The organism is Pseudomonas sp. MF08831 (assembly GCF_059862645.1).
Genome location: NZ_JCBCUX010000005.1, coordinates 305,618 through 329,342 on the forward strand (window position 1 = coordinate 305,618; position 23,725 = coordinate 329,342).

The window sequence follows — 23,725 nt, forward strand, 5'->3', positions numbered from 1 at the left end:
CCGGCAGCGACCCTTGTGTGCATGTAAAAGAAAGGCGATTGACCATGAATGACCAACACTGTGGCCCTACCATCAGTGGCGATATCGTAGTCATCGGCGGCGGTTCGGCGGGCATCGGCCTGCTGGCCAGCCTGCTCAAACGTGACCCGCACCTGAACATCACCCTGATCGAACCGAGCGACTATCACTGCTACCAGCCGGCCTGGACCCTGGTCGGCGGCGGCGCCTACGACGTCAAAAAGACCCGGCGGCCACTCGCCGATGTGCTGCCCAATGGCGTCACCTGGGTGCAGGCCGCCGTCACCGAAGTGCTGCCCGAGGCGCAGACCCTGGTGCTCGACAGCGGCCAGCGCGTTACCTGGAACAACCTGATCGTGTGCCCCGGCCTGCGCCTGGCCTGGGAAAAGGTCGAAGGCCTGCAAGACACCCTGGGCCAAAACGGCGTGACCTCCAATTACAGCTACGAGCATGCCGCCTACACCTGGCAACTGGTTCAGCAGCTCAAGGGCGGCAAGGCGATTTTTACCCAGCCGGCCATGCCGATCAAATGCGCGGGGGCGCCGCAAAAGGCGATGTACCTGTCCTGCGATCACTGGCTCAAACAAGGCCATCTGAAAAACATCGACGTCGAATTCGATCTCGCGGGCGCCGCGCTGTTTGGCGTCGCGACCTTTGTGCCGCCATTGATGAAGTACGTCGAAAAATACCAGGCACGCCTGGCGTTCAATTCCAACCTGGTCAAGGTCGATGGCCCGGCGCGCAAGGCCTGGTTCGAGGTGAAAGACGCTGCGGGCACGGTCACGGTTCAAGAGAAATCCTTCGACCTGCTGCACGTGGTCCCGCCGCAAGTGTCTCCGGACTTTATCCGCCAAAGCCCGCTGGCCGACGCCGCCGGCTGGTGTGAAGTGAACCCCCACAGCCTGCAACACCTGCGTTACCCACACATCTTTGGCCTGGGCGATGTGTGCGGCACCACCAATGCCAAGACCGCTGCCGCTGTGCGCAAGCAGATCGTGGTGGTCGCTGAAAACCTGTTGGCCCTGCGTCAACAGGCGCCACTGCCGCTCAAGTACGACGGCTATGGTTCCTGCCCACTGACGGTGGAGAAGGGCAAGGTGGTACTGGCCGAGTTCGGCTACGGCGGCAAACTGCTGCCGACCTTCCCGCTGGACCCGACCCAGGCGCGCCGTTCGATGTGGTTTCTCAAGGCCACGCTGCTGCCGTGGTTCTACTGGAACGGCATGCTCAAGGGCCGCGAGTGGCTGACCCGTCTGAGCAAGGTGGATTAAATGCTGCTGGCAAGCGTATTGGGCGTGTTGATGGGCCTGGTCATGGGCCTCACGGGCGCGGGCGGCGGCATCCTTGGGGTGCCGGCGCTGGTGCTGGGGTTGGGCTTGACGATGACCCAGGCGGCGCCGGTGTCATTGCTCGCGGTGGGCGCGGCGGCGGCGGTCGGCGCAATCGACGGCTTGCGCCATGGTCTGGTGCGTTACCGCGCGGCCTTATTGATCGCCTTGCTCGGCGCACTGTTTTCGCCCCTGGGTGTATTTTTCGCCCATCAACTGCCGGAGCCCGTGCTGATGGGGCTGTTCAGCGCATTGATGGTGCTGGTGGCCTGGCGCATGTTGCAGCGCGAAAAGGTCGAGGTCGGGCCCAGCGATCATGGCGCCGCGTCGTGGGGCCAGAAGAACTGCATGCTTGATCAGCAGACCGGGCGCCTGGCTTGGACGGCCAAGTGCAGCGCCACGTTGGCCGCCCTCGGCGCGGTGACCGGTGCGGTGTCGGGTTTGCTCGGCGTGGGTGGCGGCTTTCTGATCGTGCCGGCGTTCAAGCAGCTGACGGATGTGCAGATGCGCGGCATCGTCGCCACCTCGTTGATGGTGATCAGCCTGATCTCGCTGATTGGCGTCGCGGGTGCGTTTCATGCCGGGGTGAGCATCGAGCCTGTGGGCTGGGTGTTTATCGGCGCGAGCATCGTCGGCATGCTGATTGGGCGGCGCCTGTGTTCGGTGATCAAGGCGCGCACCCTGCAAGTCGGCTTTGCCAGCCTGTGCGTGGTGGTGGCTATTGGCATGGTGCTCAAGGCCACACTCTGACCGACCTGAAATACATTCCAACGGTGGGAGCGGGCTTGCTCGCGAAAGCGGTGTGCAAGACACCGAATGAGTCGACTGACCCACCGTCTTCGCGAGCAAGCCCGCTCCCACCGTTTTGAACGTGCCCGTTCAAGAGTTCAATTGCTGCCCTGACATGGCAAGATGAACGTCTCTCAGGTTTACTACTCCCTGAGTAATGGATTCACCGACCTTGCACGTCGGCTTATCAAGGCTATCGAATGGACAAATACACCCCCCACACCTGGCAGCCCCACGAGCGACCGAGCCTGCCCGGCTCGCCGTCGACGCCGCTGCACCCCACGCACAAGCGCTGGTTGTTTGCGATGGTCGGTGTGCTGGTGGCAATCACTGGTGGGCTGGGCAACGCGCTGGTGATCGCCAACCTGCAATATTTGCAAGGCGCCTTGGGCGCGACCACCGCCGAAATGGCCTGGCTGCCCGCCGCCTATGTGATGACCAATGTGTGCATGAACCTGCTGCTGGTGAAGTTTCGCCAGCAGTTTGGCCTGCGCGCGTTCACCGAGGTGTTTCTGGTGCTGTATGCGCTGGTCACCTTCGGCCACTTGTTCGTCAACGACCTCAGCTCCGCCATCGCGGTGCGGGCGGCCCACGGTATGGTGGGCGCGGCGCTGAGTTCGCTGGGTTTGTACTACATGATCCAGGCGTTCCCGGCCAAGTGGCGCATGAAAGCCCTGGTGCTCGGCCTGGGCACGGCGCAGCTGGCACTGCCGCTGGCGCGGTTGTTCTCTGAAGACCTGCTGCAAATTGCCGAGTGGCGCGGGCTGTACTTGTTCGAACTGGGCATGGCGCTGATCTGCCTGGGTTGCGTCTTCCTGCTCAAACTGCCGCCCGGCGATCGCTTCAAGACCTTTGAAAAACTCGATTTCCTCACCTTCGGCATCCTCGCCACCGGCGTGGCGCTGCTCTGCGCGGTGTTGTCGCTGGGGCGTATCGATTGGTGGCTGGAAGCCCCGTGGATCGGCGTGGCGTCGGCCTGTTCCCTGGTGTTGATCATGGCCGGCCTGGCCATCGAGCATAACCGCGCCAACCCATTGCTGATGACCCGTTGGCTGGGCAGTGGGGTGATGATTCGCCTGGCCCTGGCGGTGGTGTTGATTCGCATGGTGTTGTCGGAGCAATCCACTGGCGCCGTGGGCTTCATGCAAATGTTGAACATGAGCTACCAGCAGATGCACACCCTCTACGTGGTGATGCTGGCCGGGGCGATTGCCGGGCTGGTGGTCAGTGCGCTGACGATCAACCCGGCGCACCTGTTGATGCCCTTGATCATCTCCCTGGCGCTGATGGCCACCGGCTCGGTGATGGACAGCTTCTCAAGCAACCTGACCCGTCCACAGAACCTGTATATCAGCCAGTTCCTGCTAGGCTTTGGCGGCACCTTTTTTCTGGGGCCGACCATGGTGCTGGGCACGCGCAACGTGCTCACCAACCCGCGCAACCTGGTGAGTTTTTCGGTGATGTTCGGCATCTGCCAGAACCTTGGCGGCCTGATAGGCGCGGCGTTGCTGGGCACTTTCCAGATCGTGCGCGAGAAGTATCACTCCAGCATGATCGTCGAACACCTGACCTTACTGGACCCGCGTGTGGCCGCGCGGGTGCAAAGCGGCGGTTCGGCGTATGGCGGCATCATCGCCGACCCGCAATTGCGCAACCTGATGGGCATTCGCAGCCTGGCCACGGCGGCCACGCGTGAGGCGAATGTAATGGCCTACAACGATGTGTTCATGTTGATTGCGATCATCGCGATCCTCACCATGCTCTGGATCTTCATCCGCAGTCTGTGGCTGATGAGCACCACCAAAGCAGCAGCCCCTCCCGTTCAACCCAGCGGCGTTACTTCATGACCGAAACAACCACGACCACCACCAACGCCATCGCCTCCACCCCGGAAGGCACCGCTCCACCGGGAGCAACCGCGACTGAGCCACGCTCACTGCGGGTGCGCATCATCTCATCGCTGGGCTTTGCCGCGATTGCCATCGTCGGCGTGCTGATCGTGCTCTATGCCTGGCAATTGCCGCCCTTCAGCAGCGCCGTGGAGAGCACTGAAAACGCATTGGTGCGCGGCCAGGTGACCATTATCGGCCCGCAACTGAGCGGCTATGTGTATGAAGTGCCGGTGCAGGACTTCCAGTTCGTCAAGGCCGGCGACCTGCTGGTGCGCCTGGATGATCGCATCTACAAGCAGCGCCTCGACCAGGCGTTGGCGCAACTGGCGGTGCAGAAAGCCTCGTTGGCCAACGTGGTGCAGCAACGCAACAGTGCCGAAGCCACCATCAAGCTGCGCCAGGCCGCGCTGGTCGACAGCCAGGCCCAGGCGCGAAAAAGCACCGCTGACTTGCGCCGTAACGAAGAGCTGATCAGCGATGGCTCGGTGTCCAAGCGTGAACTGGACGTGACGCGCGCCGCCAATGCCCAGACCATCGCCGCCGTGGCCCAGGCCCAGGCCAGCCTGGAAATCGCCCGGCAGGACCTGCAAACCGTGATCGTCAACCGCGGTTCACTGGAGGCCGCCGTGGCCAGTGCCGACGCGGCAGTGGAGCTGGCGCGTATTGACCTGTCCAACACCCGTATCCTCGCGCCGCGTGACGGCCAGCTCGGGCAGATCGGCGTGCGCCTGGGCGCCTTCGTCAACTCCGGTGCGCAGTTGATGGCATTGGTGCCGCCCCAGCTGTGGGTGATCGCCAACATGAAAGAAACCCAAATGGACAATGTGCAGGTGGGCCAGCCGGTAACCTTCACGGTGGACGCGCTGAACCACCGCAAGTTTCACGGCACGGTGCAGCACATTTCCCCGGCGACCGGTTCGGAATTCAGCCTGTTGCAGGCGGACAACGCCACCGGCAACTTTGTGAAGATCGCCCAGCGCGTGCCGGTGCGGATCACCGTTGACCCGGATCAGGCCGAGAGCGAGCGCCTGCGGCCGGGGTTATCGGTGGTGGTGAGTATCGACACGGCGGGGCGCCTGAAAGACACCCCGCCCTGACACAGTACAGGTCACCCTGTGGACGCGGGCGTGCTCGCAAAAGCGCAGTGCCGGAGAGCGCGTGGTTACCGACCCACGGCTTTCGCGGGCAAGCCCGCGTCCCCATGGGCACTGTATTTGAGGGTGAAATCGAGTTGGGTCGACTGGCCTTGCTCCAATAACCTCAGCCCCGGCCTGCCGGGCAGGTGATGCGCATTCACCGGATGGCTCACCGGCTCGATGCAAAAGAATGCCAACCCCGGCGGGCAATACAGCAGGAAGTAATCCGCCCCGGTCGCCCGGCATTCCAGGGTGTAGCCCAAGTGCGGCTGCTCGATCCGGCAATGCCCGTCCCACTGGCAGAACCCATTGTCCACCAGGCCTTCGGGCAGGGTGTTCAATGTGCTGAAATCCCAATCCCGCGGCACTGGCGCCAATCCTGTGGGCAGCTTTGAGGCATCGCTCATCCATACCTGCCCAGCCTTGGCCTGCAACCGCGTGCCCGACGTACGCGGCAAGTACGGGTGCAAGCCCAAGCCATGCCACGCCGCCTGTTCGGCCAGATGCGTTACGCGCAACGCGATGCTCAGCTCACCGTCGCGCAAGGCAAAGCGCTGTTCGGCGTGATAGGCGAACGGCGTGTCGCTCCGCAGCGCCAGCACCACTTCATCCGCCGCCTGGCTGACCACGTGCCACGCCTGTTGCCAGGCCGAACCGTGAATCGGCAACGGATCGGTCAGGCTGTTGGCGGTGAGCGCCAGCCAGCCGTCGGGGTTATCGAAACCGCCTTGGGCGATCCGGTTGGACCAGGGCACCAACGGGTAGCACCCCAACTTGCCCGGTAAACCGGTATTTACCGCGTGCTCGTCACTGTGTCGCAACAACGGCTGCCCGGTGGCGCGTACCGTCCAATTGACGATGCTGCCACCCAGGGCCGGGGCCAGGGTGAGGTGGGTGAGAGGGTCGCTGAGCTCGATCAAGTCTGAAGGCATGGGTGTCCCGCCGCATGAATAAACCAACACAGAGGTGATTTGTGGACGCTGGCAAGCCTGCGTCCACCGTTGAACCTCGGCCTCGAAGAAAGGCTTACAGCACCAGCCCCGGCAGCCACAGCGACAGCGCCGGGATGTAGGTGACGGCCATAAGCACCAGAAACAGCACGCCATAAAACGGCAGCAGGGCTTTGACGGTTTTCTCGATACTGACCTTGCCCACCGCCGCGCCGACAAACAGCACTGCGCCCACTGGCGGGGTGATCAGGCCGATGCCCAGGTTCACCAGCATGATCATGCCGAAGTGCACGGGGTCGACGCCGATGCCGAGAATCACCGGCAGCAGGATGGGCGTGAGGATGAGGATCAGCGGCGCCATGTCCATCACGGTGCCGAGCAACAGCAGCATCATGTTGATGCACATCAGGATCACGTAGCGGTTGTCCGACAGGGTCAGGAACATCGTGGTGATCTTCGCCGGGATCTGCATCAGGGTCATGATGTAGCCGAAGCTGGCGGCGAAGGCGATCAGGATCATCACGATGGATATGGTGCGCACCGTGCGGTGCATCAGCTTGGGCAACTCACGCCATTTGTAGTCGCGGTAAATGAACATGGTCACGAAGAACGCCCACAGCACGGCAATCGCGGCGGACTCGGTGGCGGTGAAAATGCCCGAGAGGATGCCGCCAAGAATGATCACCATCGCCATCAGGCCCCACAGCGCGTCGGCGCAGATTTTCAGCGCCTGCTTCAGCGGGATGACTTCACCTTTGGGGTAGTCGCGTTTCTTCGCGAAGATCAGGCACAGCACCATCAGGCACGCGCTCATCAGTAGGCCCGGGACCACGCCGGCCATGAACAGCGAGGCGATCGACACCGTGCCGCCGGCCGCCAGGGAATAGAGCACCGAGTTGTGGCTGGGCGGGGTCAGCAGCGCCTGTACCGAGCCGCTGATGGTCACCGCCGTGGCGAACTCCCTGGGGTAGCCGCGGCGCTCCATTTCCGGAATCAGCACCGAGCCGACCGAGGCGGTATCTGCCACTGATGAGCCGGAAATGGCGCCGAAAAACGTCGAGGCCATGATGTTGACCAACGACAGGCCGCCGCGCACAAAGCCCACCAGCACGCCGGCAAACGCCACCAGCCGGCGCGACATGCCGCCTTCGGCCATGATCGCCCCGGCGAGCACGAAGAACGGGATCGCCATCAGCGAAAACTTGTTCACCCCGCCTGCCACCTGAATCATCAAGGCCTGGAACGGAATGTCGATCCACCACGCGCCGATCAGCGCCGACAGCCCCAGGGCGTAAGCGACCGGCATGCCGATCAGGATCAACGCGATAAAGCTGCCCAACAGAATCAATGCGTCCATGTCAGGCAGCCCCTTCGCTTTCTTCAACCAGGTCAAAGCGCACCACGCGCCGGTGGCTCTGGTCGCCGAGCAGGAGTTTTTCCAGCACGAACACCAGGGTCAGCAAGCCGCCAATCGGGATCGGCATATAGGTGATGCCCACGCGCAGGGTGGGGATGGCGCTCATGAACTGGTTCCAGGTAGACAGGCACAGCTTGCTGCCCCAAATCGTCATGAACAGGCAGATGGTTGCCATCAACAGTTGCGAGACGATGCCGACGAGTTGGCGTTGGCGCGGTGGCAGGCGGTCGGTGATCATGGCCACCGACATATGCGCCCCGGCGCGGTAGCTGGCGGCGGCGCCGATAAAGGTAAACACCAGCATCAGCAGGATGGCGCTGGGCTCTGGCCAGCTTGCGCCTGTGCCGAGGATGTAGCGGGCGAAAATGCCCCAGGGGATGATCAGCGCGACGCCCAATACCGAGAGGCCGGCGACCCAGATGCAGGTCATGTAGAGGCGGTCGTTGAAGCGCAGCAGTTGATTCTTCATGGCGTTCACCGTAACCGGGCACGTCAAAGCGGACCGCGCCGGGCCTGACTAAGAGGAGGAGGGGGCTTACTCGACGGCGTCGATGCGCTCGATGATGTCGGCGTAAGCTGCGCCGTACTTCGCGCGAACAGGCGCGGTGGCCTCATAGAAGGGCTTTTTGTCGACAGTGATGAACTCGACGCCGGCGGCCTTGAGCTTGGTTTCGCTGCTGGCGGACTTGGCGTCCCACAGCACGCGCTCATCGGCCTGAGCAACCTTGGCGGCGTTTTTCACCATGTCCTGTTGCACGGGGGTGAGTTTGTTCCAGGTGATTTTCGACATCACGATCGGTTCGGGCAGGATCAGGTGTTCGGTGAGGGTGTAGAACTTGGCGTTCTGGAAGTGGTTGTGCTCCAGCAGGGTCGGCGGGTTGTTTTCCGCGCCGTCAATCACGCCGGTCTGCAATGCGCTGAAGATCTCGCCGGTGTCCATGGCAATGCCGTTGGCGCCCATTTCATTGAAAGCGTCGATAAACAGCGGGTTGCCTTGCACGCGAATCTTCATGCCCTTGAGATCTTCGATCGTACGCACTGGTTTCTTGGTGTAGATATTGCGCGTGCCGCCGTCCATCCAGGCCAAGGCTACCAGGCCGAATTCGGAGTCAGTGATCTTGGCGAGAATCTCGTCGCCGATCGGGCCGTCGATGACCTTGCGCATGTGCGCCTGGTCGCGGAACACGAACGGCAGGTTGAACACGTTCACGTCCGGCACCACCGGGCCGACGATGCCGAGGCTGACCCGGGTCATCTGGATCGCGCCGACCTGTGCCTGTTCGACGACTTCTTTTTCAGAGCCCAGGACACCGCCTGGGAAGTACTTGAAGGTCAGTTCGCCGTTGCTTTGCTGGGTCAGGGCTTTGCCCATGTTCTCTTCAGCAACGACGGTGGGGTAGCCGGCGGGATGGATGTCGGCGAACTTGATTTCCAGCGCGTGGGCGGCGCTGCTGAGGGCAACGAGTGTGGCGGCGAGCAAGGTGCGTTTGAAGTCCATGGAATGTCACTCCTGTGTTGTTATTTTTGTATTCAAGGCACAGCCATGCAGCTAGAGGGTGAAGCGGGGTTCGGGCAGTCCTTGTACGCCAGGGTTGAGGGCGAAGACGCCGCCGGACAGCGATTGTTCACTGTGGTCATCACGGATCGAGGTGACAAACAAGGTGTCCAGGCGGCTGCCGCCAAAGGCGCACATGGTGGGTTTTTTCACCGGCACGGCGAGGGAACGGTCCAGGCGACCGTCGGGGGTAAAGCGATGAATCAGCCCCGCGTCGTTGGCGCAGATCCAGTAGCAGCCGTCGGCGTCGACGGCCGCGCCGTCGGGGCGACCGAGAAACTGATGCATGTCGACAAACACGCGACGATTGGAGGGCGTGCCGGTCTGGGTGTCGTAATCGAAGGCCCAGATCTGCTGCACCAGCGGGTGTGAGTCCGAGGCATACATTGTGCGGCCGTCCGGGCTGAATGCCAGGCCGTTGAGGGTGATAAACCCGTCCAGCTGGGCATGCGGCGCGCTACCACAGGCGTAACGGTAGAGCGTGCCCTGGGCCGCATTCAAGCCCATGTTCAACACCATGCTGCCGGCCCAGAAGCGACCCTGGCGGTCACAGCGGCCGTCGTTGAGGCGCATGTCGGGGCGCGGGTGCTCGACGCTCGCCAGCGCGGTGGTGTCCAGGCTGCCGTCATCGTGTGGCGTGAGTTGGAAAAACCCGGTTTCCATCCCGGCGACCCAGTTGCCTGCCGTGGTGCGCGCAATGCAGGCGAGCATCTGCGGGGCTTTCCAGGCGGCACTGTGGCCGCTGGCGGCGCTCCAGCGCTGCAGGCCGCCGTTGGGGATATCCACCCAGTACAGCGCGTTGTCCTCAGGCACCCACACCGGGCATTCGCCCACGGCATTGCGGGCGTCAACAATCAGTTCAGCAGTCATGGCAACTCATTCCCTTGGGTGTGCAGTCAGTCACCGAACGGCCCCGCCGCGCAGAAGGCGCCGCCCTGATAGACCTTGGCCGGGTCATCGGCGGCGACCGGTGGCTGGGTTTCGACCTGGGCGCGGAACACTTCGGAGCTGTCCTTGGGGGTGAAACCCAAGTGCGCGGCGTAGCGGTTGTCCCACCAGGTATCGAGGTTGTCCGACATGCCGTAGACCACCGTGTGACCGACGTTCGGCGTGTACAGCGCGCGCTCGAGCAGCTGAGTGAGGTCATCGAAGCTCAGCCAGGTGTGCATCATGCGGCGGTTCTGCGGTTCGGGGAACGAGGAGCCGATGCGGATGCTCACGGTCTCGATGCCGTAGCGGTCGAAGTAGAAACTTGCCATGTCTTCGCCATAGGACTTGGACAAACCGTAGTAGCTGTCCGGGCGGCGAGGCGAGCGGGCGTCGAGGGTTTCGCCTTGCTTGTAGAAGCCGATCACGTGGTTGGAGCTGGCGAAGATCACACGCTTCACGCCGTGGCGGCGAGCGGCTTCATAGATGTGGAACACGCCGCTGATATTGGCGCCGAGGACCTCTTCGAACGAGCGCTCCACTGACACGCCGCCGAAGTGCAGGATGGCGTCGACGCCTTCCACCAAGTGGTGCACGGCTTGTTTATCGGCCAGGTCGCAAGGTTGCACTTCCTCGGATGCATCGGCCGCTGGCGCCATGTTGGCGATGTCCGACAGGCGCAGGACTTGGGCGTAAGGGCGCAGGCGTTCGCGCAAGACTTTGCCCAGGCCGCCGGCGGCACCGGTGAGCAGCAGGCGGTTGAATGGAACAGGCGTGATGGTAGAGGTGGTCATGAGGGTTCCATTTTTGTTGTAGGTTGTCGTATGACTTGATGGAAGTATCGTTAGGGATTCCCCAGGTTGTCAACGCTGCCAGACGACAGGTTTGAAAAAAGTGGGAGCTGGCTTGCCTGCGATAGCCGTCTGTCAGTGGATAGGCGTTTTGCTTAAACACCGCTATCGCAGGCAAGCCAGAGGCCACATTCACCGCATTACAGCAGCGAAATCGGATAGCTGATAAAAATCCGATTCTCATCAAATTCATTGTTGCTGAAGTCCCGACGCAGAGTCGAATTCCTCCACCGCACGTTCAAGTCCCTCAGCGCGCCGCTTTGCACGGTGTAGGCCAGTTCCGATTCGCGTCCCCATTCCTTGCCGTCGGTGATCGCCCCGGTGTGCACGTTACTGCCGCTGATATAGCGGTTCATCATGGTCAGCCCCGGAATGCCAAGCACCACAAAGTTGAAGTCATGGCGCACCTGCCAGGATTTTTCCTTGGCGTTATCGTAGCTGGCGTTGTAACTGTCGTTGGCGAGCGTGCCGCCGCTGGTGCCGTTGACCCGCATCCACAGGCTGTCACCGGTGAGTTTTTGCAGGCCGACATAAAACGTGTTGCCGTTGTAGCGGGCCGAGAGCAGGGCGGACACGGTCTTGTTGTCGAGGTCTCCGGCCAGGGCGCTGCCGTCTTCCTTGCCGTTGAAATAACCGAGGTTGGCGCCCAGGGTCCAGTTGCCTACCGGCTGGCTGTGGGTCAGGTTGAAATACTGCTGCTGGTAGATATCCGTCAGCTCGGCATACCAGACGCCGACCTGTGTGCGCTTGTCGTTGAAGCTGTACTCGCCGCCGCCGAAGTTGAAACGGTCGGAGGTGAACGCGGCTTTACCGTTCATGAACATGTCTTCCATGCTCGCGTCATTACGGGGGCTGTTGCCGCGAAACTGTCCGCCGTAGAGCGTCAAGCCGGCAATTTCATTGGACGTGACCTGACCACCGCGAAAGGTCTGGGGCAGCGAGCGGCCGTCGTCCGAACGCAGGATCGGCAGCACCGGCATCCATTCGCCGACTTTCAGTTCGGTCTTCGACAGTTTGGTTTTCAGGGCCACGCCCAGGCGGCCGAAATTGTCGGCGGGCCGGCCGTCGCTGTGGATCGGCAGCAGCTGCGTGCCGCCGGTGCCTTTGCCGCCATCGAGCTTTTGCGCATACAGGCCCAGCACATCAATCCCAAAACCCACAGTGCCCTGGGTGAAGCCGGATTTGGCATCGAGGATGAAGTTTTGCGTCCACTCCTCGGCCTTGGCCTGCGGGTAGGTCGGATTGGTGAAGTTACGGTTGAAGTAGGCGTTGCGCAGGTTGAGCGTGGCTTTGGCGTCTTCAAGGAAACCGTCGGCCTGGGCGCTGAGGGGCAGGGCGAACGCCAGGCTGCCGAGACCGATAAGGCCGATACGCGAGGAGGAATTGCGGGTGAATTGATTCACAGAGAAGCTCCCTTTTTCTTTTGTTGTTTTTATTATTTGTTATACGTTGTCGTACAACATTGGGCAGGATATTTACGGGGTTTTCGTAGGGTGTCAAGCGGAAGTTGTACGATGACGCCGGGTGTTCCGATCAAAAGCGGGCACAGTTAATGTGGGTGCTGGCTTGCCTGCGATGCAGACACTTCGGTGTGTCAGGTGCACCGAGTGGATGCCATCGCAGGCAAGCCCGCTCCCACATCGATTGCATGTCAAAAGAGATGTTCAGTTGGCCATGACCATCGGCGGAAGGGTGCCCAGGAGCGAAACGGCGGCAACTGCACACACCCCCAATCCCCACTCCAGCATCACACTGGCCTTCAAACTGGCCCGGCGCTCTTCGCAGCGCTCAATACGCAACCGGTTCAGCAACGCCAACGCCAGCATGCCCAGCACCAGCAGCACTTTGATCAACAGAATCAGCGCGAACCCGTTGAACAGCGGTGTGGGCCACAGTTGCCCGGTCAGGACGCGCACGTTGATCAAACCCGTCACCAGCAACCCGCCGACCAGGCCATAACCCACGCCGCTGAAGCGCTTGAGGATCGGCTGCAGCGCGTAGCCCTGCGGCTGCCTGAAGATCAGCACCAGCACGAGCAGCCCGCCGAGCCACGCGCCGACGCACACCAGGTGCACTACCTGGTTGAGGATCAGCAATTGCCCGCTCAAGCCATTGAGCATGGCGCCATGGCCCACAGGTGCCAGCGTTGCCAACAGCAGCGCAGTCAGTGGCAGGCGCAGGGCGGGCCAGGGTTTGATCAGCGCGATCACCAGCAACAGGTTCAGCAGCAGATGCCAGACCCACACCTGGCCGAAAAAGGTCTTGCCCAGCACCAACTGCACGGTGGCCGGTTGCAAGGCCGCGTCCCAGCTGCCGGCCATGCTGGCGGTGATCAGCAGCAGCCAGGCCACGCCAGAGCCCAGCCCCAGCCAGGCCAGCGCGCGGGTGAGGCGCAGCAGTTGCCGGTCCAGCGCCGGCTGCGGTTCAGCGCCGACTAGCCAGGGCCTGAACACACAGGCCCCGAACATCAACAGCACGACGATGAAATGCAGGAAGCGGCACAGCACCAGCAGGGTCGCCATGGGTTATTGGCCGACCTTGAAGCTGTAACTGCCTTCACTCTTGTGGGTGTCCACGGACACGGCGTGCCATTCCACTTTGTAGGTGCCGGCCGCCAGCGGTGCCGCCGGCGTGACCACCAGGACTTTCTTGTCGGCGTCCGGGGTTTCCAGGCCTTTGATCGCGACTTCGGTGCCGTCCTTGCTCAGGGACACTTTGGTGAACGTCGCTTCAACGCCTTCGGTGAAGGTCAGGCGCAGGTCGGCGGGCGCTGCGACGGAGCTGTCAGCCGCCGGTGTCGAACTCTTGAGGTGGGCATGGGCAAAGGCTGCCGAGGCGCCCAGCAAGGAGGCGAGCAGGGCGACGGTGGTCAGGGTTTTCTTGATCAACATTGTTCAATACCTTCAGGTTTAGGGAGTCGGTAAGGCCATGTGCAGCAAGGGAAAGGGTTTGCCTTCGCCATCCAGCGGCGAGCGCGCGACCTGGATAAAACCATAGTGCAGGTAGAAGCCCACGGCCTGCGGGTTTTGTTCGTTCACATCCACCGTCAGCGTGTCGTGGCGTGCGCGGGCGTGGTCGAGCAATTGGCGGCCGATGCCCTGGCCACGGCGATCGGGGTCGATAAACAGCATTTCTACATTGTGGCCGCCGGTGCCGATAAAACCGGCGATGCCGTTCTGGTCTTCATAGACCCAAACGTCGAGGGCCGGCATCGGCAGGTAAGCGTCGCGTACCAGTGGCAGCAAACGCTGGATGTCATCCTCGGGGAGGAAGTCATGGGTGGCCCGCACCGAGCGCTCCCACAGTGCTCCCAGCACTGGGTCGTCGGCGGCCACGCGAGGTCGGATAGTCATGGCAATGATCCTTCATGGGGATCGCGATCCTAACCAATCCGTTTTGCAGGGGAAAGGTTCGCGTAAGAAGTTTCATTATGCCCTGTCGCCGCGATCTAGAGCCGATGGTAGTCTTGAGGCCATGTTGTTGTCGGGGAGCCCTTATGGGCAATCACAAGATCGGAATTCGGCGGGTCAACGTCGAAAAAATCCTGCTGGCGGCGGAGAAAATCTTCGCTGAAAAAGGCTACGGCAGCACCGCCATGGCTGACATCGCTGAAGAAGTGCAACTGCCACGCTCCAACCTGCATTACTACTTCACCACCAAAAGCGAACTGTACAGCGCGGTGCTGTTCGACCTGCTGGAGCTGTGGAAGCAGGATGCCCTGAGCTTTGAAACCTTTGATGATCCGCGGGTGGTGCTCAGCAGCTACATCCGCGCCAAGATGCAGCGCTCGCGTACTCGGCCCTATGGCTCGAAAGTCTGGGCCAATGAAATCATCCACGGTGCGCCGACGCTCGGTGAGGCACTGGACGAAAGCCTGTACGACTGGGCCAAGATGAAAGAAGCGAAAATTCGCCAGTGGGTGGAGGACAAACGCATCCTGCCGGTGGAACCGTCGAGCCTGCTGTACATGATCTGGGCATCGACCCAGCACTATGCCGACTTTGATCACCAGGTGAAGATTCTGAATGATCACCAGCCGTTGTCGGACATGCAGTTCGAAAAGGCGATTCAGACCGTGACCGCGGTGATTTTGCGCGGGATTGGGTTGGAGCCTTAAGACTTGTGTGAGGGCTTATGGCCCTATCGCAGGCAAGCCAGCTCCCACAGTTGACCGCGTTTTGCCTGAAGGAAATGCTGTCGACTGGGGGACGCGGGCTTGCTCGCCAAGGCGGTCCAGTGGGGTTGGAGCCTTGAGCCTTGTCTGAAGGCTTATGGCCTATCGCAGGCAAGCCAGCTCCCACAGTTGATGGGTGAACACATTCAAGTGTGGGAGCTGGCTTGCCTGCGATAGCGGTCTACAGGACTACACCGCCTCCCGATACGGATTACGTGGGTCCTGTGTCCAATTCAAAAACGGCTTGCCCGTCTCCATCGGCACCATCTCGATGCAATCGGCCACCGGGCAGGTGATCTGGCACAAATTGCAGCCCACGCACTCATCATCGATCACCTCGTATTTGTGCGTGCCATCCAGTTGCTTCAAGCTCGCGATAGCCTGGTGCGACGTGTCCTCACAGGCAATGTGGCAACGCCCACAGCCAATGCAGGCTTGCTGGTCAATCTTGGCGATCACCTGATAATTGATATCCAGGTACTTCCAATCGGTGGTATTGCCCACCGCGCGCCCGGAAAATTCCTGCAGGCTTTTGTAGCCTTGGCTGTCCATCCACCGCGATAGGCCGTCCTTCATCTCTTCCACAATCCGAAACCCATGCAGCATCGCCGCCGTGCACACCTGCACCGCGCCGCAACCCAGCGCGACGAATTCCGCCGCGTCGCGCCAGTTGCCGATGCCGCCAATCCCGCAGATCGGCAGGCCTTGGGTCTGCGGGTCGCGGGCGATTTCCGCGACCATGTTCAACGCGATCGGCTTGACGGCCGAGCCGCAATACCCGCCATGGGTACTTTGGGTGCCGACCACCGGCAGGGCGACCATGCGCTCAAGGTCGACACTGGTGATGGAGTTGATGGTGTTGATCAGCGACACCGCGTCCGCACCGCCGCGATACGCCGCACGCGCGGCCACGCGGATGTCAGTGATATTTGGCGTGAGCTTGACGATCACCGGCAGCGAGCAATACGTCTTGCACCAGCGCGTCACCTGTTCCACGTACTCCGGCACCTGGCCGACCGCTGCGCCCATGCCTCGCTCGGGCATGCCGTGGGGGCAACCGAAGTTCAGCTCGATGCCGTCGCAGCCGGTGGCTTCCACCAGCGGCAGGATGTTTTTCCAGGATTCTTCAACACAGGGCACCATCAGCGACACAATCAGCGCGCGGTCCGGCCAGTCCTTTTTCACCTGGGTGATTTCGCGCAGGTTGATCTCCAGCGAGCGGTCGGTGATCAACTCGATGTTATTGATGCCCAACACTTCACGGTTGGCGCCGAAGTGCGCCGAGTAGCGTGACGACACGTTAACCGCCGCCGGGTCTTCACCGAGGGTTTTCCAGACCACGCCGCCCCAGCCGGCTTCAAAGGCGCGGACCACGTTGTAGGCCTTGTCGGTGGGCGGTGCGGAGGCCAGCCAGAACGGGTTGGGGGCTTTGATACCGGCGAACACAATCGAGAGATCGGCCATTACGCAGCCTCCACATTCAGCATGAGTTGGGCGTGCATGGCTTCAGCCGCCAGCTTGCCGTGTTGTACCGCCTGCACGGTGAGGTCCTGGCCAAGGCTGACGCAATCGCCGCCGGCGTACACCCCGGGAATACTGGTGCGCAGGTGTTCGTCAACAAAGATGCGTTCGCCCACGCGGTGCAGTTGCTGGGCCAACGGGTCGTGCAATGCCTCGCTGTCGAAGCCCTGACCGATGGCTTTGAAAATCGCATCGGCAGCCAGTTCAAAGGTCTCGCCGGTAGGGTGCAGGCGGCCGTTGTCCATGCGTGTGCGAGCGAAGCGCATGCCGCGCACGTGGCCTTGATCATCGAGCAACACTTCTTCGGGTTGGGCCCAGGTCAGCAGGCGCACCTGATTGGCCTTGGCGATGTCCTGCTCATGGTGGGTGGCGCCCATGTCCGCCAAGCCACGGCGGTACACCAGGTTCACATCGCGGGCGCCGAGGCGGGCCATTTGCACGGCCATGTCGATGGCGGTGTTGCCCGCGCCAAGCACGATGCAGCGGTCGGCCAGCGGCAGTTGGGTAAGGTCATCGGCCTGGCGCAATTCGCGGATGTAGTCGGTGGCGGCCAGCAGGCCGGGGGCGTCCTCGTGTGGCAGGCCGAGCTGTTTGCTGGCGGCGAGGCCGAGGCCAAGAAACACGGAGTCGAATTGCTGGTGCAGCTCGCTCAAGGTCAGGTTGTCACCCAGGCGCTGGCCGTGGCGGATTTCGATGCCGCCAATCTGCAGGAGGAAATCCAGTTCCTTCTGGGCGAAGTCATCCACCAGTTTGTACTTGGCGATTCCGTATTCATTCAGGCCGCCGGCTTTTTCCCGCGCTTCGAAAATCACCACGTCATGGCCGTGCAGGGCGGCGCGATGCGCACAGGCCAACCCCGCAGGCCCGGCGCCGACCACGGCGATGCGCTTGCCGGTGGGCGCGGCGCGCTGGAAGGGGTGTTCGCTGAAGTGCGCATTGTCGATGGCGTAGCGTTGCAACAGGCCGATCAGCACTGGCGCGCATTCTTCGGCGTTGTTACGCACGCAGGCCTGCTGGCACAGAATTTCGGTGGGGCAAACCCGTGCGCAACTGCCGCCGAGGATGTTGGCCGAAAGAATCTTCTGCGCCGCGCCCTGAACGTTTTCAGTGTGGATATTGCGAATGAACGACGGGATATCGATCTCGCTAGGGCACGCATTGACGCACGGCGCGTCGTAGCAATACAGGCAGCGCGACGCTTCAAGTGCAGCCTGGCGCGCATTGAGGGGCGGCGCCAGGTCGGTGAAATGGCTGGCGAGTGTCGGCCCATCTTCATGGGGATGGGGGAGGTGGGTCAGGGTCTGGATCACGGTTTTGGCCTCACGGTTATTGAGGTGCTGCCTCTGATGGGCATTGGTTTTTGTGTTGCCTGGGCTGGCCTCGTCGCAGGCAAGCCAGCTCCCACAGTTGGATTGTGTAAACCCGATCGAATGTGGGAGCGGGCTTGCCCGCGATTGGCGGTATCAGCGTTTCACAGCGACAGGCCTGGAATGCGCCGCCCGCTTGCTCAACTGCTCGAACACCGACGGGTATGCCGGGCGTTCTACATACCGCCCGGCGCCGCGTTCGGCACGCAGGTCGCCATCGGCCCAGACCAGCTTGCCCTGGCTGACGGTGTGGCTCGGCACGCCGCGTACGGTCTTGCCTTCGAAGATATTGAAATCGACTTTCTGATGGTGGGTCTTGGCCGAAATCGTCCGGGTACCCTCGGGGTCCCACAGCACCAAGTCAGCATCGGCACCCACGCGAATCGCGCCTTTGCGTGGGTAAAGATTGAAGATCTTTGCGGTATTGGTGGAAGTCAGCGCGACAAATTCCTGCATCGACAGGCGCCCGGTGTTGACGCCTTCGTGCCACAGCAACGCCATGCGGTCTTCGATACCGGCAGTGCCGTTGGGGATTTTGCTGAAATCGTCACGGCCGGCGGCTTTTTGCTCGGCGCAGAAGCAGCAATGGTCGGTAGCGGTGGTGTGCAGGTTGCCCGATTGCAGGCCGTGCCACAGTGCCTCCTGATGCCCGCGCGGGCGGAATGGCGGGCTCATCACGTAGCCGGCGGCGGTTTGCCAGTCAGGGTGTTGGTAAACGCTGTCGTCGAGCAGCAGGTGGCCGGCGAGCACTTCGCCGTACACCGCCTGGCCCTTGCCACGGGCATAGGTGATTTCATCCAGCGCCTCCTTGGTCGATACGTGCACCAGGTACAGCGGCGTTCCGATGGTTTCGGCGATACGAATCGCACGGCTGGCGGCCTCGCCTTCGACCTGGGACGGGCGCGACAGCGGGTGCGCCTCCGGCCCGGTGATGCCCTGGGCCATCAGCTTGCGTTGCAGGTGATACACCAGCTCGCCGTTTTCTGCGTGCACCGTCGGCACTGCGCCGAGTTCAAGGCAGCGCTCGAAGCTGGCGACCAGGGTGTCATCAGCCGCCATGATCGCGTTCTTGTAGGCCATGAAATGCTTGAAGCTGTTAATGCCGTGGTGGCTGACCAGTTCGGCCATTTCCTCGCGCACCTGTTCGCTCCACCAGGTGATCGCCACGTGAAAACCGTAGTCGGAGGCAGACTTTTGCGCCCAGCCGCGCCACTGGTGGAAGGCTTCCATCAAGGATTGCTGTGGGTTGGGAATCACAAAGTCGATGATCGAGGTGGTGCCGCCCGCCAGGCCTGCCGCGGTGCCACTGAAAAAGTCTTCACTGGCCACAGTGCCCATGAAGGGCAATTGCATGTGCGTATGCGGATCGATGCCGCCGGGCATCAAATATTGGCCACTGCCATCGAGTATTTCAGTGCCGGCGGGAATATCCAGATCCGTGCCAATAGCGCGAATTAGACCGCCTGCGCAAAACACATCGGCGCGGTAACTTTCATCATGGGTAATAACGGTGGCGCCACGGATCAACAGCGACATGTCGAGTTCCTCACAGGCTTGACCGGCTTGTGCCAGTTCTAAGTGTTGTAATGCTGCTTGCCGATGAACAATTAAATCCTGTCATCGGTGACAGGAATAGAAACTATCCGGAGTTTTTCGAATGAGCAAGAAGATTTTTTATAAGCTTATATTTGTTTTAAATTATTGATTAATAACGATAAAAATATAAATTCACCAAAATGTGGCGACCGTTCACTATTTTGACGCACTTGACAGGTTCTGGATTTGAGCAACATTTCTTATTGCAAATCAGACGCTTGAGACATGCCCCTTGACGGCGACAGGAAATAAAAATAATTGTGTTGCACCAGATTGAGTCCTGACAGTTCGGCAACTTCGCATTATGTAGCCTGAGTGAGGCGGCAAGTTCCGAAGGCGCAATCGGAAAGCTGATTAACATCAGCACGTTATATAAGCGGTGCGGGTTCAAGGTGGCAGGTCGGCACGGTTATTGAGTGCAGTGGCGGCTGGCCGGGCCCGTGATGTCATGTTGTTTACGAGGTACTCCGGCCACCCTGCGCTTAGCGTTGGGTGAGCAACAATAATTCGAAAAAACCGTGGAGCGGCCATGCAACAGAACAGATCGCAAGTCATTGAACGCAACGGCCTGTACGAACTCGACGCCGGCGCCGACGTCCTCGACAGCCCCCGCTACAACCACGACATGGCACCGACCAAGGTGCACGAACGCACCTGGAACACGTGGCACATCACCGCGCTGTGGATCGGCATGTCGATCTGCGTGCCCACCTACACGCTCGGCGGGGTGCTCACCGCCTACTTTGGCTTGTCGGTGGGCGAGGCGCTGATGGCGATTTTGCTGGCCAATATCGTGGTGCTGATCCCGCTGACCCTTAACGCGTTTCCCGGCACCAAGTACGGCATTCCGTTTCCCGTCTTGTTGCGTTCATCGTTTGGCATCCTCGGCTCCAACGTGCCGTGCCTGATTCGCGCGCTGGTCGCGTGCGGCTGGTTTGGCATTCAGACAATGTTCGGCGGGCTGGCGATTCACCTGTTTCTGGGCTCGATTTTCGAGGGTTGGAAATCCCTTGGCGGTACCGGTGAAGTCATCGGGTTCATGATTTTCTGGTGCCTGAACCTGTGGGTGGTGCTGCGCGGCGCCGAGTCGATCAAACGCCTCGAAACCCTGTCTGCGCCGTTGCTGGTGGCGGTGGGGATCGGCCTGCTGGTGTGGGCAATGCCGAACGTGTCAATCAGCGAGCTGATGGCGATTCCACCCAAGCGCCCCGAAGGCGCGAGCCTCACCGGTTACTTCATGGCGGGGCTCACGGCGATGGTGGGTTTCTGGGCGACGTTGTCGCTGAATATTCCCGACTTCAGCCGCTACGCCAAAAGTCAGAAGGACCAGATTCTCGGGCAGATTTTCGGCCTGCCGCTGACCATGTTCCTGTTCGCTGCCCTTGGCGTGATCATGACCGCCGCGTCGGTGAAACTGGTGGGCGTGAGCGTCTCCGACCCGGTGACCTTGATCGGGCACATCCAGAGCCCGGTGTGGGTGGCCATCGCCATGCTGCTGATCATCATCGCCACCTTGTCCACCAACACTGCGGCGAACATCGTCTCACCGACCAACGACTTCCAGAACATCGCGCCCAAGCTGATCAACCGCACCACTGCGGTGATCCTCACTGGCCTGGTGGGGCTTGCGTTGATGGGCCATGAACTGCTGAAAAAACTCGGGCTGATCGTCTCGGACGTGAGCCTGGAAACCGTGTATTCGAACTGGTTGCTGGGCTATTCAAGCCTGTTGGGGCCGATTGCCGGGATCATGGTGGTGGACTACTTCATCACCCGCAAACAGCAGCTCGACCTGGCCGGTTTGTACCGTGACGACGTGTACCCGGCGTGGAACTGGAGCGGTTTTATCGCCTTCGGCGTGCCCGTGGTGCTGACCTTGCTGTCGCTGGGCAGTGATGCGTTCAGCTGGTTCTACAGCTATGGCTGGTTTACCGGATCGGCGCTGGGTGGGTTGTTGTATTACGGGTTGAATGCCAAACGTGGTATCAGCCCAGTCACCGCTAAATCACCTTTGTAAAAACGGCCAATGTAGGAGCTGGCTTGCCTGCGATTGCATCACCTCGGCTCTGCAGGAATATCGAGCCGCCTGGAGCGCAGGCAAGCCAGCTCCCACACATACCGGCTCCCCCTATTTGAGCGAGTCAATTCATAAGAACAGTAGCCTGAGGAGATCCCCATGAACGCTGCCATCGACGTTCTGCAATCCACCCATCAGCACATCAACCGCGACCGCTTGTGGCAGTCGCTGATGGACCTGGCCAAATTCGGCGCCACACCCAAAGGCGGTGTGTGCCGACTGGCCCTCACCGACCTTGATCGCAAAGCCCGTGACCTGTTTGTGCAGTGGTGCGAGGAAGCCGGTTGCACCGTGACCATCGACGGCATCGGCAACATCTTCGCCCGTCGCCCGGGTCGCAATCCCAACTTGCCGCCAGTGATGACGGGCAGCCATATCGACACCCAGCCCACGGGCGGCAAGTTTGACGGTTGCTTCGGCGTGTTGGCGGGTGTGGAAGTGCTGCGCACGCTCAATGACCTCAAGATCGAAACCGAAGCACCGCTGGAAGTGGTGGTGTGGACCAACGAGGAAGGCTCACGCTTTCCGCCGTGCATGATGGGCTCTGGCGTGTTTGCCGAAAAATTTACCCTGGCCGAGACCTTGGCCAAGGTGGATGTGGAGGGCGTGAGCGTGGGGGATGCGCTCAATGCCATTGGCTATGCGGGCACGCGGCCGGTCAGCGGGCATAAAGTCGGGGCTTACTTCGAGGCGCATATCGAACAAGGGCCGATTCTTGAGGATGAAAAGAAAACCATCGGCGTGGTGTTGGGGGCATTGGGACAGAAGTGGTTCGACCTGAAACTGCGCGGTGTTGAGGCGCATGCCGGGCCGACGCCGATGCACTTGCGCAAGGATGCGTTAGTGGGCGCGGCGGCCGTGGTGGCGGCGGTGAATGCGGCGGCGCTGGGGCATCAGCCGCATGCGTGTGGCACTGTCGGTTGCCTGCAGGCGTATCCCGGCTCGCGCAACGTGATTCCGGGTGAGGTGCGCATGACCCTGGACTTGCGTCACCTGGAACCGGCACGCCTGGATTCGATGATTGCCCAGGTGCGCAAGGTGATTGACGAAACCTGCGCCAAGCATGGGCTGACGTTTGAGCTGGAACCCACCGCCGATTTCCCGCCGCTGTATTTCGATAAAGGCTGCGTGGACGCTGTGCGGGATGCGGCGAATGGGCTGGGGCTGTCGAACATGGACATTGTCAGCGGGGCAGGGCACGACGCGATCTTCGTCGCCGAACTCGGCCCGGCCGGGATGATCTTTGTGCCGTGCGAAGGCGGCATCAGCCACAACGAAATCGAGAACGCCGCACCGGATGACCTGGCGGCGGGGTGTGCGGTGTTGTTGAGGGCGATGGTGGCGGCTTCGGCGGCGATCGCCAGCGGCAAGCTGGCTGCCTGACCGGCGGTTGAAAAATGTGGGAGGGGACTTGCCCCCGATGGCAGTGGGTCATTTGGCTGAGCTGGCTCTGATACACCGCGATCGGGGGCAAGCCCCCTCCCACATTTGAACGGGTTTGCTGGGCGCTAGATCCAAATCGCGTCCCATAAAGGGTAGTCGCCAATTCGTTCCACCAACCCGGCCCGCAGTGGATTGGCCACCACATACCTGGCCATCTTCACTACGTCATCTTCCTTGCGCAGCGCTCGGTCATGGAAACTTTCCTGCCAGAGCCTTCCCTTGCGCCCACTTGCGCCATTGACGGACCGCGTGCTCTTGGATTTCACATGCCGCATCAAATCCGCCAGCGAGCCTTTTTGCAGTTCGATAATCCAGTGGAAATGGTCCGGCATGATCACCCACGCCAGGGAGTTGGCGAGTCCTTGGTATTGGGCCAGCCGAAATTGCCAGACCACCAGGCGACCTAGATGGAAAGTGCTAAAGATGGGAAGACGTTCGTGAGTGTTGGTGGTGATGAGGTAGATGCGGTTGGGTTCGCTGAAGCGTCCAATGCGCAGGCGGTGTGAAGCGGGTAAGTCAGGCATTCCTTGGCCTCTCTCTGGATGGGTGTTGAGAGGCTAGATCGAGTAATCCAGGAGTGATCGACAGGCTTTTGGCAGGATGTGTCTGGAGGGACGCCATCGGGGGCAAGCCCTCTCCCACATTGGCTCTGAGGTGTTCATACATGCTGTGTCTGGCGCAGAA

21 protein-coding genes are annotated in these 23,725 nt (G+C 61.2%); 7 read left to right on the forward strand and 14 right to left on the reverse strand.

Features of this window, described 5'->3' with window-relative positions; translation table 11 throughout:
* The first annotated feature begins 44 nt into the window (after positions 1-44).
* The 4 genes from AC19YS_RS13220 to AC19YS_RS13235 all read left to right on the forward strand — a co-directional run bounded on the left by AC19YS_RS13220 (position 45) and on the right by AC19YS_RS13235 (position 5,124).
* Entirely contained in the window at positions 45-1,289 is a 1,245-nt protein-coding gene (locus tag AC19YS_RS13220; RefSeq protein WP_500601907.1) for an NAD(P)/FAD-dependent oxidoreductase, read from the forward strand.
* Positions 1,290-2,096, forward strand: a complete 807-nt coding sequence (locus AC19YS_RS13225; RefSeq protein ID WP_500601909.1) for a sulfite exporter TauE/SafE family protein — start codon at positions 1,290-1,292, stop codon at positions 2,094-2,096.
* 239 nt (positions 2,097-2,335) lie between these two features.
* The gene (locus AC19YS_RS13230; RefSeq protein ID WP_106578871.1) at positions 2,336-3,982 is read left to right on the forward strand and encodes an MFS transporter; all 1,647 of its coding nucleotides are present in this window, start codon (positions 2,336-2,338) and stop codon (positions 3,980-3,982) included.
* On the forward strand, positions 3,979-5,124 hold the full coding sequence (locus tag AC19YS_RS13235; protein WP_106578870.1) for an HlyD family secretion protein: 1,146 nt from the start codon (positions 3,979-3,981) through the stop codon (positions 5,122-5,124). Before AC19YS_RS13230 ends, AC19YS_RS13235 begins: the two co-directional genes overlap by 4 nt.
* Positions 5,125-5,189: 65 nt before the next feature.
* On the opposite strand, the gene AC19YS_RS13240 is transcribed toward AC19YS_RS13235, so the two are convergent.
* The 10 genes from AC19YS_RS13240 to AC19YS_RS13285 all read right to left on the reverse strand — a co-directional run bounded on the left by AC19YS_RS13240 (position 5,190) and on the right by AC19YS_RS13285 (position 14,216).
* Positions 5,190-6,095 (reverse strand): aldose 1-epimerase, encoded by a 906-nt coding sequence (locus tag AC19YS_RS13240; RefSeq protein ID WP_500601912.1) that lies wholly within the window; start codon positions 6,093-6,095, stop codon positions 5,190-5,192.
* 94 nt (positions 6,096-6,189) lie between these two features.
* Complete coding sequence (locus AC19YS_RS13245; RefSeq protein ID WP_145163744.1) at positions 6,190-7,470, reverse strand: TRAP transporter large permease; 1,281 nt, start codon at positions 7,468-7,470, stop codon at positions 6,190-6,192.
* Between the two features lies 1 nt (position 7,471).
* Entirely contained in the window at positions 7,472-7,999 is a 528-nt protein-coding gene (locus AC19YS_RS13250; protein ID WP_106578868.1) for a TRAP transporter small permease, read from the reverse strand.
* A gap of 66 nt (positions 8,000-8,065) precedes the next feature.
* The gene (locus tag AC19YS_RS13255; protein ID WP_124417944.1) at positions 8,066-9,028 is read right to left on the reverse strand and encodes a TRAP transporter substrate-binding protein; all 963 of its coding nucleotides are present in this window, start codon (positions 9,026-9,028) and stop codon (positions 8,066-8,068) included.
* Positions 9,029-9,079: 51 nt separating this feature from the next.
* Positions 9,080-9,955 (reverse strand): SMP-30/gluconolactonase/LRE family protein, encoded by an 876-nt coding sequence (locus AC19YS_RS13260; protein ID WP_500601915.1) that lies wholly within the window; start codon positions 9,953-9,955, stop codon positions 9,080-9,082.
* A 26-nt stretch (positions 9,956-9,981) separates the two neighbouring features.
* The gene (locus tag AC19YS_RS13265; protein ID WP_106578865.1) at positions 9,982-10,806 is read right to left on the reverse strand and encodes an NAD-dependent epimerase/dehydratase family protein; all 825 of its coding nucleotides are present in this window, start codon (positions 10,804-10,806) and stop codon (positions 9,982-9,984) included.
* 197 nt (positions 10,807-11,003) lie between these two features.
* A complete protein-coding gene (locus AC19YS_RS13270) occupies positions 11,004-12,266 on the reverse strand; it encodes an OprD family porin (protein WP_500601917.1) in 1,263 nt (420 codons plus the stop codon).
* A gap of 261 nt (positions 12,267-12,527) precedes the next feature.
* The gene (copD, locus tag AC19YS_RS13275; RefSeq protein WP_367242575.1) at positions 12,528-13,385 is read right to left on the reverse strand and encodes a copper homeostasis membrane protein CopD; all 858 of its coding nucleotides are present in this window, start codon (positions 13,383-13,385) and stop codon (positions 12,528-12,530) included.
* A 3-nt stretch (positions 13,386-13,388) separates the two neighbouring features.
* Positions 13,389-13,754, reverse strand: a complete 366-nt coding sequence (copC, locus tag AC19YS_RS13280) for a copper homeostasis periplasmic binding protein CopC (protein ID WP_106578862.1) — start codon at positions 13,752-13,754, stop codon at positions 13,389-13,391.
* Positions 13,755-13,772: 18 nt separating this feature from the next.
* A complete protein-coding gene (locus AC19YS_RS13285; protein ID WP_106578861.1) occupies positions 13,773-14,216 on the reverse strand; it encodes a GNAT family N-acetyltransferase in 444 nt (147 codons plus the stop codon).
* A gap of 143 nt (positions 14,217-14,359) precedes the next feature.
* Between AC19YS_RS13285 and AC19YS_RS13290 the strand changes: the two genes are divergently transcribed.
* Entirely contained in the window at positions 14,360-14,980 is a 621-nt protein-coding gene (locus tag AC19YS_RS13290) for a TetR/AcrR family transcriptional regulator (RefSeq protein ID WP_119735688.1), read from the forward strand.
* Positions 14,981-15,226: 246 nt separating this feature from the next.
* On the opposite strand, the gene preA is transcribed toward AC19YS_RS13290, so the two are convergent.
* The 3 genes from preA to hydA all read right to left on the reverse strand — a co-directional run bounded on the left by preA (position 15,227) and on the right by hydA (position 19,461).
* Positions 15,227-16,501: an NAD-dependent dihydropyrimidine dehydrogenase subunit PreA gene (preA, locus tag AC19YS_RS13295; RefSeq protein WP_124417941.1), complete on the reverse strand. Its 1,275-nt coding sequence runs from the start codon at positions 16,499-16,501 to the stop codon at positions 15,227-15,229.
* Positions 16,501-17,868 carry an NAD(P)-dependent oxidoreductase gene (locus AC19YS_RS13300; RefSeq protein ID WP_500601921.1) on the reverse strand — a complete coding sequence of 456 codons (1,368 nt, stop codon included), beginning with the start codon at positions 17,866-17,868 and terminating at the stop codon, positions 16,501-16,503. The genes preA and AC19YS_RS13300 overlap by 1 nt, the downstream gene beginning before the upstream one ends.
* Positions 17,869-18,021: 153 nt before the next feature.
* Complete coding sequence (hydA, locus tag AC19YS_RS13305) at positions 18,022-19,461, reverse strand: dihydropyrimidinase (protein ID WP_179608947.1); 1,440 nt, start codon at positions 19,459-19,461, stop codon at positions 18,022-18,024.
* A 589-nt stretch (positions 19,462-20,050) separates the two neighbouring features.
* Between hydA and AC19YS_RS13310 the strand changes: the two genes are divergently transcribed.
* Together AC19YS_RS13310 and AC19YS_RS13315 are read left to right on the forward strand one after the other, a co-directional pair.
* Positions 20,051-21,538: an NCS1 family nucleobase:cation symporter-1 gene (locus AC19YS_RS13310; RefSeq protein ID WP_124417938.1), complete on the forward strand. Its 1,488-nt coding sequence runs from the start codon at positions 20,051-20,053 to the stop codon at positions 21,536-21,538.
* A 159-nt stretch (positions 21,539-21,697) separates the two neighbouring features.
* Positions 21,698-22,981: a Zn-dependent hydrolase gene (locus AC19YS_RS13315; protein ID WP_500601924.1), complete on the forward strand. Its 1,284-nt coding sequence runs from the start codon at positions 21,698-21,700 to the stop codon at positions 22,979-22,981.
* Positions 22,982-23,106: 125 nt separating this feature from the next.
* Here the strand turns inward: AC19YS_RS13315 and AC19YS_RS13320 are convergent, their stop codons facing one another.
* Entirely contained in the window at positions 23,107-23,565 is a 459-nt protein-coding gene (locus tag AC19YS_RS13320) for an REP-associated tyrosine transposase (protein ID WP_500601926.1), read from the reverse strand.
* Positions 23,566-23,725: the final 160 nt, after the last annotated feature.

What these genes read in the sequence shown, in the direction of transcription:
- AC19YS_RS13220 (WP_500601907.1), top strand. Translation starts at nt 45, where the DNA reads ATGAATGACCAACACTGTGGCCCTACCATCAGTGGCGATATCGTAGTC.
- AC19YS_RS13225 (WP_500601909.1), top strand. Translation starts at nt 1,290, where the DNA reads ATGCTGCTGGCAAGCGTATTGGGCGTGTTGATGGGCCTGGTCATGGGC.
- AC19YS_RS13230 (WP_106578871.1), top strand. Translation starts at nt 2,336, where the DNA reads ATGGACAAATACACCCCCCACACCTGGCAGCCCCACGAGCGACCGAGC.
- AC19YS_RS13235 (WP_106578870.1), top strand. Translation starts at nt 3,979, where the DNA reads ATGACCGAAACAACCACGACCACCACCAACGCCATCGCCTCCACCCCG.
- AC19YS_RS13240 (WP_500601912.1), bottom strand. Translation starts at nt 6,095, where the DNA reads ATGCCTTCAGACTTGATCGAGCTCAGCGACCCTCTCACCCACCTCACC.
- AC19YS_RS13245 (WP_145163744.1), bottom strand. Translation starts at nt 7,470, where the DNA reads ATGGACGCATTGATTCTGTTGGGCAGCTTTATCGCGTTGATCCTGATC.
- AC19YS_RS13250 (WP_106578868.1), bottom strand. Translation starts at nt 7,999, where the DNA reads ATGAAGAATCAACTGCTGCGCTTCAACGACCGCCTCTACATGACCTGC.
- AC19YS_RS13255 (WP_124417944.1), bottom strand. Translation starts at nt 9,028, where the DNA reads ATGGACTTCAAACGCACCTTGCTCGCCGCCACACTCGTTGCCCTCAGC.
- AC19YS_RS13260 (WP_500601915.1), bottom strand. Translation starts at nt 9,955, where the DNA reads ATGACTGCTGAACTGATTGTTGACGCCCGCAATGCCGTGGGCGAATGC.
- AC19YS_RS13265 (WP_106578865.1), bottom strand. Translation starts at nt 10,806, where the DNA reads ATGACCACCTCTACCATCACGCCTGTTCCATTCAACCGCCTGCTGCTC.
- copD (WP_367242575.1), bottom strand. Translation starts at nt 13,385, where the DNA reads ATGGCGACCCTGCTGGTGCTGTGCCGCTTCCTGCATTTCATCGTCGTG.
- copC (WP_106578862.1), bottom strand. Translation starts at nt 13,754, where the DNA reads ATGTTGATCAAGAAAACCCTGACCACCGTCGCCCTGCTCGCCTCCTTG.
- AC19YS_RS13285 (WP_106578861.1), bottom strand. Translation starts at nt 14,216, where the DNA reads ATGACTATCCGACCTCGCGTGGCCGCCGACGACCCAGTGCTGGGAGCA.
- AC19YS_RS13290 (WP_119735688.1), top strand. Translation starts at nt 14,360, where the DNA reads ATGGGCAATCACAAGATCGGAATTCGGCGGGTCAACGTCGAAAAAATC.
- preA (WP_124417941.1), bottom strand. Translation starts at nt 16,501, where the DNA reads ATGGCCGATCTCTCGATTGTGTTCGCCGGTATCAAAGCCCCCAACCCG.
- hydA (WP_179608947.1), bottom strand. Translation starts at nt 19,461, where the DNA reads ATGTCGCTGTTGATCCGTGGCGCCACCGTTATTACCCATGATGAAAGT.
- AC19YS_RS13310 (WP_124417938.1), top strand. Translation starts at nt 20,051, where the DNA reads ATGCAACAGAACAGATCGCAAGTCATTGAACGCAACGGCCTGTACGAA.
- AC19YS_RS13315 (WP_500601924.1), top strand. Translation starts at nt 21,698, where the DNA reads ATGAACGCTGCCATCGACGTTCTGCAATCCACCCATCAGCACATCAAC.
- AC19YS_RS13320 (WP_500601926.1), bottom strand. Translation starts at nt 23,565, where the DNA reads ATGCCTGACTTACCCGCTTCACACCGCCTGCGCATTGGACGCTTCAGC.